Source organism: Sphingobacterium sp. UBA5639 (assembly GCF_002421245.1).
Taxonomy (GTDB): domain Bacteria; phylum Bacteroidota; class Bacteroidia; order Sphingobacteriales; family Sphingobacteriaceae; genus Sphingobacterium; species Sphingobacterium multivorum.
Genome location: NZ_DIJR01000012.1, coordinates 162,559 through 179,837, shown reverse-complemented (window position 1 = coordinate 179,837; position 17,279 = coordinate 162,559). Strand labels below are relative to the sequence as shown.

14 protein-coding genes are annotated in these 17,279 nt (G+C 40.2%); 8 read left to right on the top strand and 6 right to left on the bottom strand.

Going from position 1 to position 17,279, the window contains the following annotated elements:
- Positions 1–32: 32 nt before the first annotated feature.
- Together B4Z90_RS09205 and B4Z90_RS09200 are read right to left on the bottom strand one after the other, a co-directional pair.
- Entirely contained in the window at positions 33–683 is a 651-nt protein-coding gene (locus tag B4Z90_RS09205) for a hypothetical protein (protein WP_286802027.1), read from the bottom strand.
- 93 nt (positions 684–776) lie between these two features.
- A complete protein-coding gene (locus B4Z90_RS09200) occupies positions 777–3,698 on the bottom strand; it encodes an FAD-binding and (Fe-S)-binding domain-containing protein (protein ID WP_070564032.1) in 2,922 nt (973 codons plus the stop codon).
- A 210-nt stretch (positions 3,699–3,908) separates the two neighbouring features.
- Here B4Z90_RS09200 and B4Z90_RS09195 point away from each other — a divergent pair, with 210 nt between their 5' ends.
- The 6 genes from B4Z90_RS09195 to B4Z90_RS09170 all read left to right on the top strand — a co-directional run bounded on the left by B4Z90_RS09195 (position 3,909) and on the right by B4Z90_RS09170 (position 9,335).
- Positions 3,909–4,412 carry an FUSC family protein gene (locus B4Z90_RS09195; RefSeq protein WP_286802025.1) on the top strand — a complete coding sequence of 168 codons (504 nt, stop codon included), beginning with the start codon at positions 3,909–3,911 and terminating at the stop codon, positions 4,410–4,412.
- A 183-nt stretch (positions 4,413–4,595) separates the two neighbouring features.
- Complete coding sequence (locus B4Z90_RS09190; protein ID WP_046673335.1) at positions 4,596–5,069, top strand: Lrp/AsnC family transcriptional regulator; 474 nt, start codon at positions 4,596–4,598, stop codon at positions 5,067–5,069.
- A gap of 18 nt (positions 5,070–5,087) precedes the next feature.
- A complete protein-coding gene (locus tag B4Z90_RS09185) occupies positions 5,088–6,155 on the top strand; it encodes an EamA family transporter (RefSeq protein ID WP_201639201.1) in 1,068 nt (355 codons plus the stop codon).
- Between the two features lie 145 nt (positions 6,156–6,300).
- Positions 6,301–7,062 (top strand): 5'-nucleotidase C-terminal domain-containing protein, encoded by a 762-nt coding sequence (locus B4Z90_RS09180; protein WP_236560201.1) that lies wholly within the window; start codon positions 6,301–6,303, stop codon positions 7,060–7,062.
- A complete protein-coding gene (locus B4Z90_RS09175; protein ID WP_046673333.1) occupies positions 7,040–7,999 on the top strand; it encodes a bifunctional metallophosphatase/5'-nucleotidase in 960 nt (319 codons plus the stop codon). The genes B4Z90_RS09180 and B4Z90_RS09175 overlap by 23 nt, the downstream gene beginning before the upstream one ends.
- Before the next feature lie 121 nt (positions 8,000–8,120).
- Positions 8,121–9,335, top strand: a complete 1,215-nt coding sequence (locus B4Z90_RS09170) for an MFS transporter (RefSeq protein ID WP_286802023.1) — start codon at positions 8,121–8,123, stop codon at positions 9,333–9,335.
- A 75-nt stretch (positions 9,336–9,410) separates the two neighbouring features.
- On the opposite strand, the gene B4Z90_RS09165 is transcribed toward B4Z90_RS09170, so the two are convergent.
- From B4Z90_RS09165 to B4Z90_RS09150, 4 genes are all read right to left on the bottom strand, one after another.
- Complete coding sequence (locus B4Z90_RS09165; protein ID WP_286802022.1) at positions 9,411–11,414, bottom strand: M13 family metallopeptidase; 2,004 nt, start codon at positions 11,412–11,414, stop codon at positions 9,411–9,413.
- Positions 11,415–11,519: 105 nt separating this feature from the next.
- A complete protein-coding gene (locus B4Z90_RS09160; protein WP_046673330.1) occupies positions 11,520–11,729 on the bottom strand; it encodes a hypothetical protein in 210 nt (69 codons plus the stop codon).
- Positions 11,730–11,789: 60 nt separating this feature from the next.
- Complete coding sequence (gene metA, locus B4Z90_RS09155) at positions 11,790–12,731, bottom strand: homoserine O-acetyltransferase MetA (RefSeq protein ID WP_112374108.1); 942 nt, start codon at positions 12,729–12,731, stop codon at positions 11,790–11,792.
- A 113-nt stretch (positions 12,732–12,844) separates the two neighbouring features.
- A complete protein-coding gene (locus tag B4Z90_RS09150; RefSeq protein WP_070564020.1) occupies positions 12,845–13,375 on the bottom strand; it encodes a TlpA family protein disulfide reductase in 531 nt (176 codons plus the stop codon).
- A 233-nt stretch (positions 13,376–13,608) separates the two neighbouring features.
- Here B4Z90_RS09150 and acnA point away from each other — a divergent pair, with 233 nt between their 5' ends.
- Both acnA and B4Z90_RS09140 read left to right on the top strand, forming a co-directional pair.
- Complete coding sequence (acnA, locus tag B4Z90_RS09145) at positions 13,609–16,377, top strand: aconitate hydratase AcnA (RefSeq protein ID WP_286802021.1); 2,769 nt, start codon at positions 13,609–13,611, stop codon at positions 16,375–16,377.
- Between the two features lie 287 nt (positions 16,378–16,664).
- Complete coding sequence (locus tag B4Z90_RS09140; protein WP_070564014.1) at positions 16,665–17,231, top strand: pentapeptide repeat-containing protein; 567 nt, start codon at positions 16,665–16,667, stop codon at positions 17,229–17,231.
- Positions 17,232–17,279: the final 48 nt, after the last annotated feature.

The window sequence follows — 17,279 nt, the reverse complement described above, 5'->3', positions numbered from 1 at the left end:
GCATCGAAGTAGCGGCACAAGTCACAGCTTCACTACTTACCGGTCAACGCTGACAATAATCCAGCCCGGAACGAAGGATCTTTCTCCGAAAACTCGATCGAATGCTTATAGGTGTCTACATTAAAGAAGAGCTCCGCTGGAGCAGCTTTTTTATTGTCCAAAAATAGTTTAAAGCTGTACGCTGTTTTTTTAGACAAATCAGCATTCACCTTATTGGATGAAAACACATTTGCAAGAATTACATCTTTTGTAAAAGAATCAGTGGTAGCTATTTGAAATAAATCACCTAATGCTTTAATTAAATTGTCAGACTGTTGACCCGACGACGAGATTCTAATCTTACCTTTGGTAAAGCCGACTTCATCACTCGGTTGGCCATCTATTATACCTGCGGGTATAAAATCTACAACCTCAAACTTCGCTCCTACAGTATCCTGTTTGTAAAGAGATTTTGTGATATAAATACGGCTTGAATCCGTTTTAATTTCATCTGTAATACGTAGAAAAAAGTTCTTCTTTTCTGCGCCCGGTGAACCATTCGTAAATTGTTCGATTTTTACACCTTCAATTTTGTTCACCGTTGTTGTATCACTTCCATCAGTTTTCTTTTGATTGGAATTTCCGCAACTAGCCATCAGCACCGTAGCGGTCGCAAGAAATGCTATAGATTGAATCTTGTACATATTGAATTGTTTGTTATCAGTTATTAATGAATATTGCTCTTATAATATTACCATTATTACTGATAACAAACAACTATTAGCAATGTTTTTATTTTATTTCAATAAAGCATCGTATAAAATTTCCACAGGATGATAAGATTTTCTTCCTACACCATCTTTAATCTGATGTCTGCAAGAAGTACCCGCTGCGGCAATTAAAGTACCAGGTTCTGTTTGGCGTATGGTTGGTAATAAAACCAATTCGGCTACTTTCATCGAGATATCATAATGTTCAGCCTCATAACCAAATGATCCTGCCATACCACAACAACCCGAAGGAATTGTTTCTACGCTAAAGTTCGTCGGAAATGATAGGACCTGTTCCGTAACAGTAACGAGATGAAAAGCCTTTTGATAACAGTGGCCATGAAGCTTTACCTTTTTCGTTTCCGACGTAAACTGTTCTGAATGAATACGTCCCGCTTTCATTTCATTCAACAGAAATTCGTCAATCATCAGCGCGTTTTTGGCTATTTTTTGTGCGTCAACACGTAAATCATCATCGACTAAACTTAAATACTCATCTCGAAATGTAATTATCCCGGAGGGTTCAACGCCTAAAAGTGGCGTATCATCCGTAATTAGTCCCTTTAAGAAATGGATATTTTGATTCGCAATCTCCTTTGCTTTTTTCACAAAGCCTTTAGAAAGATAAGTCCGCCCGCTTTGCACATGTTTTGGAATGACTACTTCATACCCCAAGGCAGTCAGCAACTTATATGCGGTAATGCCGATCTCGGCATCATTATATTCGGTAAATTCATCCGAAAAAAGGTAAACCCGACGCTTACTATCACTTGCCACTGCTTGTTTTTTTACCCATTGGGTTAAAGTCGTTCCATTGACTGTAGGTAAGGAACGCTTTGGCGCAAATCCTACTGTTTTTTTGACTACTCCTGACAAGAAATCATTTTTGACCACAAAGTTGTAAATGGGCGCAACCCAAGATCCGAGTTTCTGAGACTGGGTGAAATTAGCGATTAATTTTGTTCTAAATCCCGCACCATGCTCATCATAATAGTGCTGCAAAAATTCGGCTTTCATTTTGGCCACATCCACACTGGAAGGACACTCCGTCTTACAGCCTTTGCAGCTTAAACAGAGATCCATGACCTCTTTGATCTCCTCATGATCGAAACGATTTTTCTTTGGGGAATTCGTTAAAAATTGACGCAACATATTTGCCCGCGCCCGTGTCGTATCTTTTTCATCGCGCGTAGCCATGAATGAAGGGCACATTGTTCCACCGGTAATTTCAGTCTTTCGGCAATCTCCCGAACCAGAACACTTCTCCGCCAACCGAAGAATAGACTCATCTTTAGAAAAATCGAAATAGGTCTTTATTTCCGTTCGGTTGCTATCGTTGTCATAACGTAAATGAGAATCCATTGGCGGCGTGTTGACAATTTTATTTGCATTAAAAACGCCCTGTGGATCAAAGATATATTTTACATCTTCAAGCAATTTGTAGACTTTTTCACCAAGCACTTTGCCGATAAATTCGCCGCGCAGACGACCATCACCGTGCTCACCACTCAGTGAACCGTTATATTTTAATACAAGGTCGCTGGTTTTTTCGAGGATTGAACGAAATGTACGCTTCCCTGCTGCTGTTTTCAAATTCACAAAGGGCTCAATATGTAGTTCCCCGGCTCCCGCGTGCGCATAATAGGATGCATGCACCCCCTCTTCCACCAAAAGTTTTTGGATATCACGCACGTAAGCAGGTAAATCTTCAGGCGACACCGCACAATCTTCAATCAAATTTACAGGTTGACTATCCCCGGGTAAATTGCGAATTAGCCCCAGTCCTGCCTTGCGTACATCCCAAACCAAATTGGTCTGTTCAATACCCGTAATGTAGGGATAAGCATAACCAAGCCCGCGGGCTACAAGGTCCGCTTTCAGAGCCATCGCTTTTGCCTCTGTTTCAGCGGCTGTCTGCCCCCTAAACTCAACAATTAATAAAGCCTGGGGATCACCCTCAATAAAAAAACGATTATACTTATAAGTTGGATGCCCAACCGTAAAATCCATGATGTATTTATCTACCAATTCGGATGCTTCCGGCTTGTGCGCTAAGGCTACCACATTACCGTGCATACACTCTACCATATCCGCAAAATGAACACAAAGTAAGCCTAGTTCCTGCGGTGGTAAGGGCATCAGTTTGAGTTTCGCTTCTGTAACAATAGCCAGCGTTCCTTCGGACCCTGCCAACAAATTACACATATTGAAAGGTGTCGAGCGATCGGCAAGGATATCCAAAGCATAACCGGTATTTCTGCGCGTGATAGATCGTTTTGGATAGCCCGCTTCAATGGCGCTTAAATGCTCGGGGTCTGTCAATAATGCATTCATATTACGGTAGATATCCCCCTCACGACCAGCTAATAATAATTTCTTAAAATAGGCTGCTTCATCAACTGCTTCAAAGGTCACTTCAGAACAGTCGTCCAAAAGTACATTGGCCGAAATCAAATTGTGTCGTGTATCGCCCCAAACAATCGAATGCAGACCCGAAGAGTTATTGCCAATCATTCCACCTACCATAGCACGGCTTGCAGTCGAAGTTTCAGGGCCAAACATCAGTCCGAACGGTTTAAGATAATTATTCAAGTCGTCACGGATCACACCAGGTTGTACCCGAACCCACTGCTCGTCGACATTAAGTTCAAGTATATGGTTAAAATGACGAGAAATATCCATGATAATGCCATTGCCTACTACCTGACCAGCTAAAGAAGTGCCGGCGGTACGTGGTATGATTGTGACACCGTTGTGCCGCGCAAAATCAATTATTTTTTTGATATCATCATGATCGACGGGTATGGCTACGGCCAAGGGTTTTTCTTGATAAACAGATGCATCTGTCGAATAGGCAAGCAACATCGTTTGGTCCTTCGTTTCATGAGTATAATAGAGCTCCCCTTTGAGTTGAGACGCTAATAAGGCTAATTGATTTTGATCTTTCACTTAATCTGCATTTATGTATGAAACAAATTTAGTCAAATTTATTCATCGGAAAAAGAGAAGATTGCAAGAAATACCCAAATCAAAAACAAAAAACGCATAAAAACGCAAAATCAAACAAATTACCATAAAAGTCAATTTTATTTCGTTCCTTCCGACAATGCACGTATTTTTGTGGCGCTACATCATTTAAATTAACGATTCATATCTTATATGCGTAATCTATTCCTTCGCTATACGCTGCATTCTGATTTTATTATATACACCATCCGGGTATTGATTGGCTTCCTTATAGGTTATCCCCTTTTCGTATCTTTTCCCCAATATTCGGTTTCCTGGACACTAATCTCCATTATATTGGTCATTTCACCGCAAGAGAATGAGTCGAAAAAAATAGCCATCGACCGGGCTAAATCCAACTTTATAGGATCAGCAATTGGTCTCAGTCTATATTTCGTTCCCATTTCGCAACTCTCTGCCATGATTATCGGTATTGTTGCATCATTGATTACATGCAAGCTACTCAATATTATGGCTGTGGCAAGGACATCCATGGTGGCACTCATTATCGTCTACCTTCACGAACAGCAAAGTCGCTCTTACTTCGCCGCTTTGGATCGCTTTGGCTGTGTGTGCTTAGGTTGTCTGATTGGATTGGGCGTCATCCTGTCAACGAGTAATATTATTCTGAAATTAAGAAAAAGGTACAATTGTTGAGTTATACGCCTACCTGTCTAAAAGGCAATATACTTACCTTCAGTACCATAGCCCAAATGGTTAAGATTTCTTTCTGATAAATAAGAATAAAATTCACTCAAATTTCCGATCACTCAGAATTATATTCAGAATTTTATATACAATTTTGAATTTTATACTTTTTTACCTATCTTTGCAGTCGAAATGACAAAAGTAGAATATAATTTAGACCAGGTCGACTATAAAATCTTGCGCTTAATGCAGGATAATGGACGGATCAACAATGCTGACATCGCAAGAGAATTAGGCATGGCACCATCGGCGATCCTCGAGCGCGTAAAGAAGCTCGAGCAAAAAGATGTGATTTTAAAGTATAGTGCCAAGATCAATCCTGCCGCGGTCGATCAGAAACTTTTATCGTTTATTTTTATCAAAGCCAATGATATTATTGGCGAACAGGGTGTAGGGTTGGCACTTGCGGAAATCCCTGAAGTTCAAGAGGTACACGACATTGCAGGTGACGATGGTTACCTTATTAAAGTAAGAACTGCGGATTCTACAGGTTTAGTGGATCTCATGCGAAATACCTTAAGTAAAGTGGAAGGTATTATTTCAACGCGGACAACAATTGTACTTCAGACTGTCAAGGAAGATCAGCAGGTTGTCATACCTGAGTAATAGAAAGGAGGTTTAATCATGTTGCAAGGACAAAAAAAGGCTGCTAGCCCATTAATGGTTGTAGTTGCTTATTTCATTATTTATGTGGTATGGGGCTCGACCTTTTTCTTTATAGAAAAAGCGTTGCATAGTTTCCCCCCATTTATTTTGGGTTCGTTTCGATTTGTTGTAGCCAGTGCAATTCTAATGACATATTGTGCTATAAAAGGGTATAGATTATTTAACAAGCGTTCTATTCAAGAGGCCGCAATCGTAGGTTTTTTATTGCTCTTTGTCGATATGGCCGGGGTTATCTGGGCCGAGCAATATGTGTCTGGTGGTGTTGCCGCTATTATTGCCGCAGCCGCTGCAATCTGGTTTATTTTATTGGATAAACCCAAGTGGAAAGAAAACTTTAGCAGCATTAGCACGGTTGCTGGTGTAGCATTAGGTTTCTGTGGTGTTGTGATGCTTTTCGCTGAACAGATCATGGCGACCAATGATCATACAGACGGTACTCTTAAGGTAATTGCCCTATCTATTTTGGTATTGGGTTCTATCGCTTGGACTGTAGGTTCATTGATTTCCAAGTATTTTAAAAAATCCGAAAAAGAAGAAAAAGAGGACCTGCATGTTATGGTGAAGACTGCTTGGCAAATGGTTACCGCAGGTGTTCTCTTTAATATCACGGCGCTATTTACCGGTGAATATGCATCATTTACACTGAGCAGTGTAGCACCTATTGACTGGTTTAACTTGGGGTATTTAATCACATTTGGTTCCATCCTTGCTTTTAGCTCGTATATTTGGTTATTGCAGGTACGTCCAGCAATGGAAGTAAGTACCTATGCTTATGTGAACCCAATTATTGCACTTATATTAAGTCATTTTTTTACTTCGCATGTGGTGACCTCATTGCAAATTGTTGGACTAGCGGTTATTCTATTCTCGGTCCTATTAATGAACTGGAAAGCATATCGTACCAAGCTGTCCTCGCGCAGCAAAAGGAAAAAGATCCTTCAGCAGGAGAATAGTTTAGAGCGTTTGATAGCAGCGGATCCCCAAACGGACAACAAACATATTCCTGAGACGGAATTAGTTCATTAGGTTGTTATTTTTCTAATTATATGGGCAAAGCTTAACGTGTAACAATGTTAAGCTTTTGTTGTTTTTAAAAATTAGCTAACATTGGATAAGATTTGTTCATATATAATTGGCTAACTTTGCGTACTATTTGGTTAAATTAAAAAGAATGAATATTTCGAAGCAAATTGCCTTTATTGGTAGCCTTGGTGTCGCTTCGCTTTTGATGATTACAGGTTGTACAAAACAACTCCATCCAACGCAAAAAGATTTCCAACAATATCATATCAATAGCGATATGCAAGCTGATCCTGCAGTCGTGTCAATCTACGAACCCTTCAAACACAAAATGGAAGCGGAGATGAATCGTGTGATTGGACATGCGGACAAGGCATTGACAAAAGAGAAAACAGCGGAAACATTAATGGGCAATTTTTTTTGTGAAGCCTTGTTGTGGATGAGTGAACACAATGCCCATAACCCCGCGGATTTGGCGTTCGCAACAAAAGGTGGTATCCGAAATGATCTTAAAGCAGGCGATATTACAGTAGGACATATTTTTGAGGTTATGCCCTTTGAGAACACATTGACGATACTCGAGCTCAAAGGTAGTCAGATTCGTCAGCTGGCTGACTATATTGCTACAACACATGGACAACCTATAGCCGGAATGACGTTGACAATTACGGGCAACAAAGCTCAGGACATAAAGATCAAAGGTCAAGCTATTGAAGACAATAAGTTATATAAATTAGTGACCTATGATTATCTTGCCAATGGTGGTGACAACCTCAGCCTGTTGACACAACCTGTATCCCGGGCTAATTATCCGCAACGCATGCGTGAAGGTTTGATTGAATATGTGAGCGAATTAACAAAAGAAGGCAAAAAAGTAAATGCAGAATTAGATGGAAGAATTAAAATCAATTAACCGAAGATCTTTTATCAAGCAAGTTGGTGGATTTTCTGCTGCAGTTGCTTTGGGATCACTTCCTTTTCAAGTCGACGCGAAGAGCAAAAAGGTAAAACTTACAATTTTACATACCAACGATGTTCATAGCCGTATTGAACCGTTTCCAATGGACGGCGGGAAATATCAGGGATTGGCTGGTGTTGCGCGCCGAAGTACACTGATCAATAAAATCCGCAAAGAAGAAGAACATCTTCTATTACTCGATGCAGGCGATATGTTTCAAGGTACCCCCTATTTTAATCTTTTTGGAGGAAAACTTGAACTTGACCTCATGACAAAGTTAGGTTATGATGCCGGGACATTTGGAAATCATGAATTTGACAATGGTCTTGACGGTCTTGTAAAGTACCTGGATCACGCTAAATTTCCGTTCTTAACGGCAAATTACGACTTCAAAGGAACCGTATTGGAGGGCAGAACCCAAGATTATACCATATTCCATAAAGGTGGAATAAAAATAGGCGTATTTGGACTAGGGGTAGATATTGAGGGATTGGTTGACCCCAATAACTTCAGGGGAATGAAATATTTGGATCCTATTGAAGTTTCCAACAAGGTGGTCCGCACATTGAAAGAAAAACACAAATGTGATTTGGTCATCTGTTTATCGCATTTGGGCTATCAATATGAAAACGACAAGGTGTCGGATCTGATCCTTGCCGCCAAAACCTCAGACATTGATCTCATTATCGGAGGACATACGCACACCTTCTTAAATGAACCAACACTGGTTACAAATTTAAAAGGAACAAAGACCGTTGTGAATCAAGTCGGTTTTGCTGGAATTAATCTAGGACGTATTGACTTTATTATGGAACCAGGGTCTGACAAGAAACAAATGGTCGCAAGTACCTATCAGGTCAATCCGACAATTCCGGAGTCCATGTTGGCATAATATAATCTAATTTTAACAAATGCCAAGTTGACTAATCAATTTGGCATTTTTTTTACCAATACTATAAGAAGACGTATGAAGTAAAAACTTATACGGTCTATACACGCTGATTCGTCATTCAATGAAAAGAATTTTATTGATTTACCTCGACTCCTTTAAGGGACTGTCTCAAGCCGCATGGCTACTTGCCATAGTGATGCTCATTAATAGAATGGGAAGTATGGTGATTCCCTTTCTTGGCCTCTACATGACCCAGGTTCTACATTTTGACATTAAACAGGTCGGTGTGGTATTGATGAGTTATGGATTCGGCTCCGTTTGTGGTTCCTATATTGGTGGCTGGCTGACTGACCGGATTGGCAGCTTCAAGGTTCAGTTCGGAAGTCTGGTATTGGCGGCCCCTTTATTCTTACTGATCCCACATTTCAAAGAGGTACAGTCCTTATCCATCATGATTTTTACGTTAAGCTTAATCTTTGATGCCTTCAGACCTGCAAACTCCGTGTCAGTGGCAAGTTACGCTAAACCCGAAAATATCACGCGCGCCTTTTCATTGAATCGTCTTGCCATAAATCTGGGATTTTCAATCGGCCCGGCGGTGGCTGGATTTTTGGCCACCATCTCATTCAATTGGATCTTTTATGGAAATTCTTTTGCCGTCCTTTGCGCTGCAGTGATTTTCTTTGTCTTTTTTCATAAACGAGAAAAAAGAAGCGATATTAAATCTAAAAAAGAGATTACTGCTGAAAACGAATTACCTCAAAAGACACGAAATTCCTATACCGACCTGCCTTTTGTCTTATTCAATATCTTTTGTTGCATTTTCTCATTCTGTTTCTTTCAGTTGATCACAACGTTACCTATTTTCTACCGAGAAGTTCACCATTTGAATGATCACCAAATCGGATTTCTACTCGGCTGGAGTGGATTCGTTATCGTATTACTGGAGATGTTCATTGTCCATATAGCTGAAAAAAGATTCTCGCTTATAAGCACGCTCGTCTTTGGAACATTTTTATGTGCCAGCTCTTATGCCATGTTAAATTTTTCAGGTGGACTCGGGTGGTTATATTTCACATTCTTTATCTTCGGCCTTGGCGAGATGCTGACACTACCATTTATGGCAACGGTTTCTGTTAACCGTTCGACACCTAAAACACAAGGAGCATACATGGGGTTCAATTCGTTGGCATTTTCAGCTGCAAATATATTTTCGCCGCTTTTAGGGACTAGCATTGTCGATTCCTTCGGTTTTACAACCTTATGGTGGGCAACCGCATTAACCTTATCTGCTACGGCGATCGGATTCTACTTGGTTCTGAGATGGATGAAGTAACCTACACTTGAGAAATGAAAAACGGGTGTATGCTCATGTGAGATACACCCGTTTTTCATTAAACATGCCTGAAACCTACCAAATTTTGATACGTTTATCGACCGGAACAAACATTTTGTCGCCGTTCTTTGTATCCCAAGCCTTATGGAAAGCATCTAGGTTAATGATTGGGGCAAAAGCACGGTACTGTGCTGGAGAATGTGGATCAGTTTTTACTTGATTGACCACAAACTCATCGGTAGTTTTCGTTCTCCAAATCGTTGCCCAGGAAAGGAAAAAGCGCTGGTCCTGTGTAAAACCATCTATTAAACCAGGATTTCCCTTATCGTTCAGATAGAGTTGCAATGCATCAAAAGCCACTGATGAGCCACCTAAATCCCCAATATTCTCCCCTAATGTAAAGCGACCGTTCACAAAAACACCTGGTACAGGTTCGTAGGACTCAAACTGACGTACCAAAGCATCAGCCGCTGCTTCAAATTTCGCCTTATCACTGTCGCTCCACCAATTGTTCAGGTTTCCATTCCCATCGTATTTCGCACCCTGGTCGTCAAATCCGTGCGAAAGTTCGTGACCAATTACCGCACCAATACCGCCGAAATTAACTGCAGCATCAGCTTTATAATCATAGAATGGCGGCTGAAGAATCGCTGCTGGAAAGACAATCTCATTAAACAGTGGACTATAGTAAGCGTTCACAGTCTGTGGAGTCATCCCCCATTCAGATTTGTCCACTGGCTTATCTTGTTTCGCCAAATTCTGGTAAAATGCCCATTTACTCGAAGCTAATACATTTTCATACAACGATGTCCCAACATCAAGTTTGCTAAAATCTTTCCATTTATCCGGGTAACCAATTTTAACTTTAAACTTAGTCAGTTTGTCCAATGCCTTTACTTTCGTTTCATCCGACATCCAAGTCAATCCCTTGATATGCTGCCCGAAAGATTTAACGAGGTGGCTTACAAGCTCTTCCGCTTCAGCTTTGGCCTTTGGAGGGAAGTTTTCTTTCACATACAATTTCCCTAATAACTCACCTGCGATCGAATTGACAAATTCCACACCGCGCTTGTCCAGAGCACGCTGCTCCTTTTGTCCTTTTAACTTACGACCCCAGAAATCAAAATACAGATCATTTAACTCCTGTGTAGTATATGACGCTGCATTATTTAAAATATGAAATGTCAATAGCTCTTTGATCACCGGTAGATTTTCAGGGTTGAAAACCCGATCCAAATTTTCGTAATACTTTATTTCCGGTACAATAACAGTATCAGCCTTAAAACCGACATCCTTTAGGTACTTTGCAATATCGACGTTTTTCACAATCTTTTTTAGATCGGCTACAGCGATCGGATTATATCGCCCATTTGCATCGCGTGATTGCTCAACGGTTTTAAGGTTTGCCGCCAGCTGCTTTTCAAAGGCGACAATTTTTGGACCTTTTAAATCCTTCGTAATTTGGCCTGATTTAGCATAAAGTGCAGAAATATAATTTGAATAATCCGTTAACGTTTCTTCGTTCTTCTTATCTTTTACTTGATAATAAGAACGTCCAAGCCCCAGACTTCCTCCGCCGAGGTATACTGTATTAACATCGGAATTTTTAAGATGCGCATATACATAGCCACTAAAAAAAGGATTTCCACCAATCGGTGCTACCTCAACAAGATAGTTGTATAAATCATCAAAATTTTTAATTGCTGCAATTTTAGCAAGATAAGGTTTAACAGGTTCTAAACCAAGTTTATTACGTGTTTTCATATCCACAAATGATTTATACAAATCACCTATCTTCTGATTGTCTGTACCCTTTTGGAATTGTCCAGTTAGCGATTCTTGCAAGACCTTCAACGTAGCAATATCGGTGTTTTCACGCAATTCGTCGAAAGAACCCCAACGTGCTTTATCAGAGGGTATTTTGACTGTTTTCATCCAGTGTCCATTCACAAAATTATAAAAGTCATCTTGAGGACGAACACTCTTGTCCATGTAACTCACATTGATTGCGTTGTTTTGCGCTTGGCCCGCCAATGAGCCGCAGGTCAACAAAGCTGCTAAAAGTAGATTTTTCTTCATATAAAAATTTAGTTTGTCTATCGCTATACACAAACTTAAGCAAAGTTCTTCTATTGTTAATGCAACAATTGGGATTCTAATCGCAACTAAAATTAATGGGGATAATTAAGTCTTGGTTTTATTGCGTGTTGATTTACGTAGTACAAGGATAAAAATCAGTAGAAACAGTGCGACACCGGCAATCCAAATCCACGGATTAGCATACCATAACGTCCCATTCGCTTCTTTAAGCTTTTGATTCTCTTCCAGGGTAACCTGTGCTTTCAATAAAAAAACTGAAAAAACAGGACAAACTATTAAAGCAGTCTTTTTCATATTTAATCACTTCATATGAATAGAATACTCTTTTAGCTGTTTTTGTTTGAAGGAATTAAATTATCCTTGTTTGATTTCGCCTAAATAAACCACGTCTTTTAGATCAAAAGGAGTTTCTTGATACACAAAGTAATTCAACCAATTATTGAAAAGAAGATTCGCATGACTTGTCCAGCGCACCAGAGGGCGATTTTCGGGGTTGTCATCAACATAATAATTTGCCGGCATAGCAATCTCCTGCCCTTTTTCTAAGTCTCTTTTATACTCTTCATCCAGTGTAAAAGGAGCATATTCTGAATGTCCCGTCAAATAAAACTCGCGTCCCCCGCGTGAAGAAACGATAGCAATACCGGCTTCTGGCGATTCTGAAAGAATTTCTAAACCCTCTTTTACCAGGAGATCATCCTTCTCAATTGTTGTATGGCGGCTGTGCGGTATAAAGAACTCATCGTCAAATCCACGGAATAAAGGATGTCTTTTGTTTAACGCAGTGTGCTTAAATACACCAAAAAGTTTTTCCGTTAATGGCTTCTTCTCTACACCATAGAAATGATACAATGCAGCTTGAGACGCCCAACAGATATACAAACTTGATGTTACATGGGTCCTTGCCCAGTCGAAGATGGTCTGAATTTCATCCCAGTAGGTCACTTCCTCAAAAGCAACCATTTCAACTGGAGCCCCCGTAATAATCATTCCGTCGTAGAAATTCTCCTTAACCTCGGTCAAGCTCTTGTAAAACATTTCCAAATGCTCTTCGGGGGTATTCTTTGAAACATGCGTTTCAAGTCGCAAAAATTCCATTTCCACCTGCAAAGGATTATTTGACAGCAAACGAATAAAATCTGTCTCTGTCGTAATTTTAAGCGGCATTAAGTTCAGTACCAAAACACGAAGCGGTCTGATATCCTGCTCATTTGCTCTTAAATCACTCATGACAAATATATTCTCCTTTTTCAACAGCTCAATGGCAGGAAGGTTATTAGGAAGTTTGACCGGCATAGATAATTTCTCCTTATACAATTAGCATGCAAAATTAGCAAGAAAATGCCATAAATGCTAAATGAAACATAAATTATCTTCCATTATATTGTTATAGTCTCCAAGACCAAAAGCTATTCCTTGCTTAAATCCAATAGGGATTTTCTGAATTTCTGCGACCCAAAGTTCATTCCACCTACGTGTTTAATGACCAGCTTACCAGCCTTATCCAAAATAATCGTTGTTGGTATGCTTGTGGTACTCAATTCTTTGGGTAAAGCCGAATTTAATTGATAGACCGGTAGACTATATTTTCTTTTCGCCATAAACTTCCGCGAAGCGCTAAGATTTCCATCGATATCGACAGCCAAAATAACAATAGCATCGTTGCCCTTAAAGTCCTTATAGAGTTGATCCAAGGAAGGCATCTCAGCAAGACATGGTGGACACCATGTCGCCCATAAATTAATAACCACAACTTTTCCTTTGAGCTGGTTTAGGCTCAATATATTGTTTTTACTGTCCCTAAAACTAAGATTGTATCCTTCGGTTCTGCTCTTATTCTCCTCCTCGACCACACAATGCTTGCTTGCTTTAACCAAAAATGGATTGCAAAACAACAAACTAACCAATAAAAGGAGACTATAATTTACTTTTTTTGTCATATAACACTTTAACTAAGCTTAAACATTACCATAACGTTTGTATCCTAATTTGATTGCTTTTATAGCAGAAAATTAATCGAATTTTTTCACGCGTTTTTTTAACGGATTTTTCAGCGGCAATGGAGGTTTAAAATTCGGTGTTAGAATACGAAAGCGAAAAGGTAAGTGTAAAAGATATTACAAACAAATTTAGGGATATGTATATTATATAGTATGAAAATAAGTAAATGAATATGAGCAAAGAGAAATCAATACAAGAAATTGAAATTAACGGCAAAGTTTACCAGTATAGTTCTATTAAAGATCTCCCTCAAGGTAATGTTATGCACCTACCGTTCAGCATCCGGATACTACTGGAAAATGTATTGCGAAACCATGATGGATTCAGTATCACAGACGAGCATGTCAATACCCTGATTCATTGGACTCCACAACCTGTTGACAAAGATATCCCCTTCAAACCGGCCAGAATTTTAATGCAGGATTTCACCGGAGTACCTGCTGTAGTCGATATGGCATCACTACGTGCCGAATTTATCCGTCATGGCAAGGATGGACAAAAAATAAATCCTGCTATCCCGGTGGATCTGGTCATTGATCATTCCGTTCAGGTCGACTACTTTGGTACACAGTACTCGTATGACAAGAATGTCGAGTTGGAATATGAACGCAACCGTGAGCGTTATGAACTCCTTAAATGGGCACAGAAAGGATTAAAAAATTTTACCGTTGTTCCCCCAGGTATGGGTATCTGCCATCAGGTCAACTTGGAATATCTTGCCAAAGGAGTCATTGAACGTGACAATTGGCTTTTTCCTGACACATTAGTAGGGACAGATTCGCATACACCAATGGTCAATGGTATTGGTGTATTAGGTTGGGGAGTTGGTGGTATTGAGGCCGAGGCAGCCATGCTTGGACAACCCATCTTTTTCACCTGCCCCGAGGTTATCGGCCTTAAACTTACGGGCAAAATACCAGCGACATGCACCGCGACGGACATGGTTCTTTCCATCACAAAAATACTTCGTGATACAGGTGTTGTGGGCAAATTTGTTGAAGTATTTGGCGATGGATTGGACAGCCTTTCGGTGACAGATCGTGCGACAATATCCAATATGTCACCAGAATTCGGCTGTACGGTTACCTATTTTCCGATCGATGACCGAACCCTTGAATACATGCATAGCACCAATCGAAGTGCCGAACAGATTAAAATTGTTGAAGATTATTGTAAAAGCAATTTACTTTGGCGGACAGGCAAGGAAGAAATTCAATATTCGTCGGTTGTTGAATTCAATTTATCAAGTCTGGAGCCAACTGTATCCGGCCCTAAGCGACCTCAGGATAAAATTCTTGTGAAAGATCTAAAAACTACATTTTCACATCTCTTGGATAGCGAACACCATCGACAGTATATCCCTGTTCTACAGCGATCGGAATCTGCTTGGCTTGCCGACGGCGGGTCTGGTACGGAGTTTACCTTTGGTAAGGTACCTATTGAACATGATTCACCGCATGAAGTTATCCAAGAGTCTATTCATGCTGTGCGCATCAAGCACAATCATAAAGAATATATTGTCAGTGATGGCAGTATTGCCATTGCCGCCATAACAAGCTGTACCAATACGTCGAACCCTACTGTGATGATCGGCGCAGGATTATTGGCCCGTAACGCTATCGAGCGTGGACTGCGGACCAAATCCTGGGTAAAGACCTCCTTAGCCCCTGGTTCAAAAGTCGTTACACAATACCTTGAAAGATCAGGACTTAGTGCTGATCTCGATGCCCTGCGTTTTCACACGGTGGGTTACGGTTGTACCTCCTGTATTGGAAACTCGGGTCCTCTTCCACCACAAATAGCAGAGGCAGTGGAAAAAGGTGAACTCATTGTCGCATCGGTATTGTCTGGTAACCGAAATTTTGAGGCGCGTGTGCATCCTCAGGTAAAAATGAACTTTTTAATGTCGCCGATGCTTGTTGTTGCCTATGCGTTAGTCGGAAGAGTTGATATTAATCTTTTGAAGGAGCCGCTCGACTACGACCCGAATGGTGAGCCCGTATATCTGAAAGATATTTGGCCGAGCCGCGAGGATATTATGGAAACCGTCAATGCCTGCGTCAAACAATCGGATTTTCAAGAAGTTTATGATGTCATCTTCGATGGTTCAACAGACTGGCAAGAACTTGAAGTGAATCTGGATCAAAATTACCAGTGGGACAACACGTCTACCTACATTAAAGAATCACCTTTTTTTGAAAATTTACAGGCTGTACCAAATCCGATACAAGACATCCAAAATGCAAGGGTGTTACTTTATCTTGGTGATTCGGTTACAACGGATCATATCTCACCTGCAGGGTCATTCAAAGAAGAAACTGCGGCTGGGCAATACCTCAGCGCACATCAGGTAAGTAAAGAAGATTTTAATTCGTATGGATCTAGACGTGGGAACCACGAAGTTATGATGCGTGGAACATTTGCCAATGTGCGTATTAAAAACAAAATTACTGATCGTGAAGGTGGATTTAGCCGTTATTTCCCAAGCAATGAGGTGAAGACGGTATATGAAACCGCAATGGAATATCGAAAAAACAACACTGCACTCATTGTGCTGGCAGGAAAAGAGTATGGTTCGGGCTCCTCAAGAGATTGGGCTGCAAAGGGAACATTCCTGCTCGGCGTACGGGCGGTTATTGCTGAAAGTTTTGAGCGTATTCACCGAAGTAATCTTGTCGGTATGGGGGTAGCACCACTTGTGTTTATCAATGACGAAAATGCAGAGAAATTAGGACTAGATGGAACAGAAGTCTATAGCATCACGGGACTTGCGAACGATTTAACACCCCATAAACTCCTCTCGGTAAAGGCGGTGCATGACAATGGAAAAACAACCACATTTCAAGTGAAAGCAAGACTCGATTCTGCCATTGAAATCGAGTATTTTAAGAATGACGGTATTCTGCAATATGTGCTACGGCAATATTTAAAAAACAACTAATATTCGGCAAATTGAAGAATCGAAATAGCTAAAAAAGTAAAGGGCACTCTATAGAGTGCCCTTTAACAACTATATTAAAACCTACCAGAGTTCTACAATACTTCAGTCTTGCCCCCAGAATTATGTTTTATGGCTATGCCAAATATAGTTGGAAAAAATTACCCTTTTTATCCCTGAAATCAGGTATTTTGCATATAATCGGATGTAGCGCATTCACTTCATTTTAAAGTAAAATCATTCGGGAGAATTGTTTATTTTCGCTAAGATCAATGCCAACAGCATACAGAATGAAAGAACTTATCGAACAAACAATCACGAAACAAACATGGACTCCTGAACTGAAACAAGTTCAGGAATTCTACAAATGCACCTTTGAGCAATGTGATTTTCAGAGCGCGGAACTGTTAGACCTCATTTTCACAAATTGTGAATTTAAATCGTGTAATCTTTCCAACGTCAGTCTGAAGGGCACACAACTAGATCATGTTGTCTTTAATGACTGCAAAATGCTAGGTATACACTTTAATGAATGTAGTTCATTTTCCTTTCATGTTAATTTCAGCAACTCGGTATTGGATTACTCCTCTTTTTTTGAACGAAATATAAAGAAATTTCAGTTTGATCACTGTTCGTTGCAACATGTGGATTTTGAACGAGCTAATCTGCAACAGGCGGTGTTTAGAAAAGCGAATTTGTTAAATGCCCGTTTTATACAAAGCAATCTCGAAGGCTGTGATTTTCGGTCCTCCATCAACATCCAGCTCGATCCCGAGGCCAATCGCATGAAAAAAAGTAAATTTGGTCGGGAACAGCTGCCTGGACTATTGCTTAAATATCAGTTGGCCATCGATTAAATCTCAGAATGGGGTTTGATAAGGGCCTGAAGATCGTTGCATGAGATC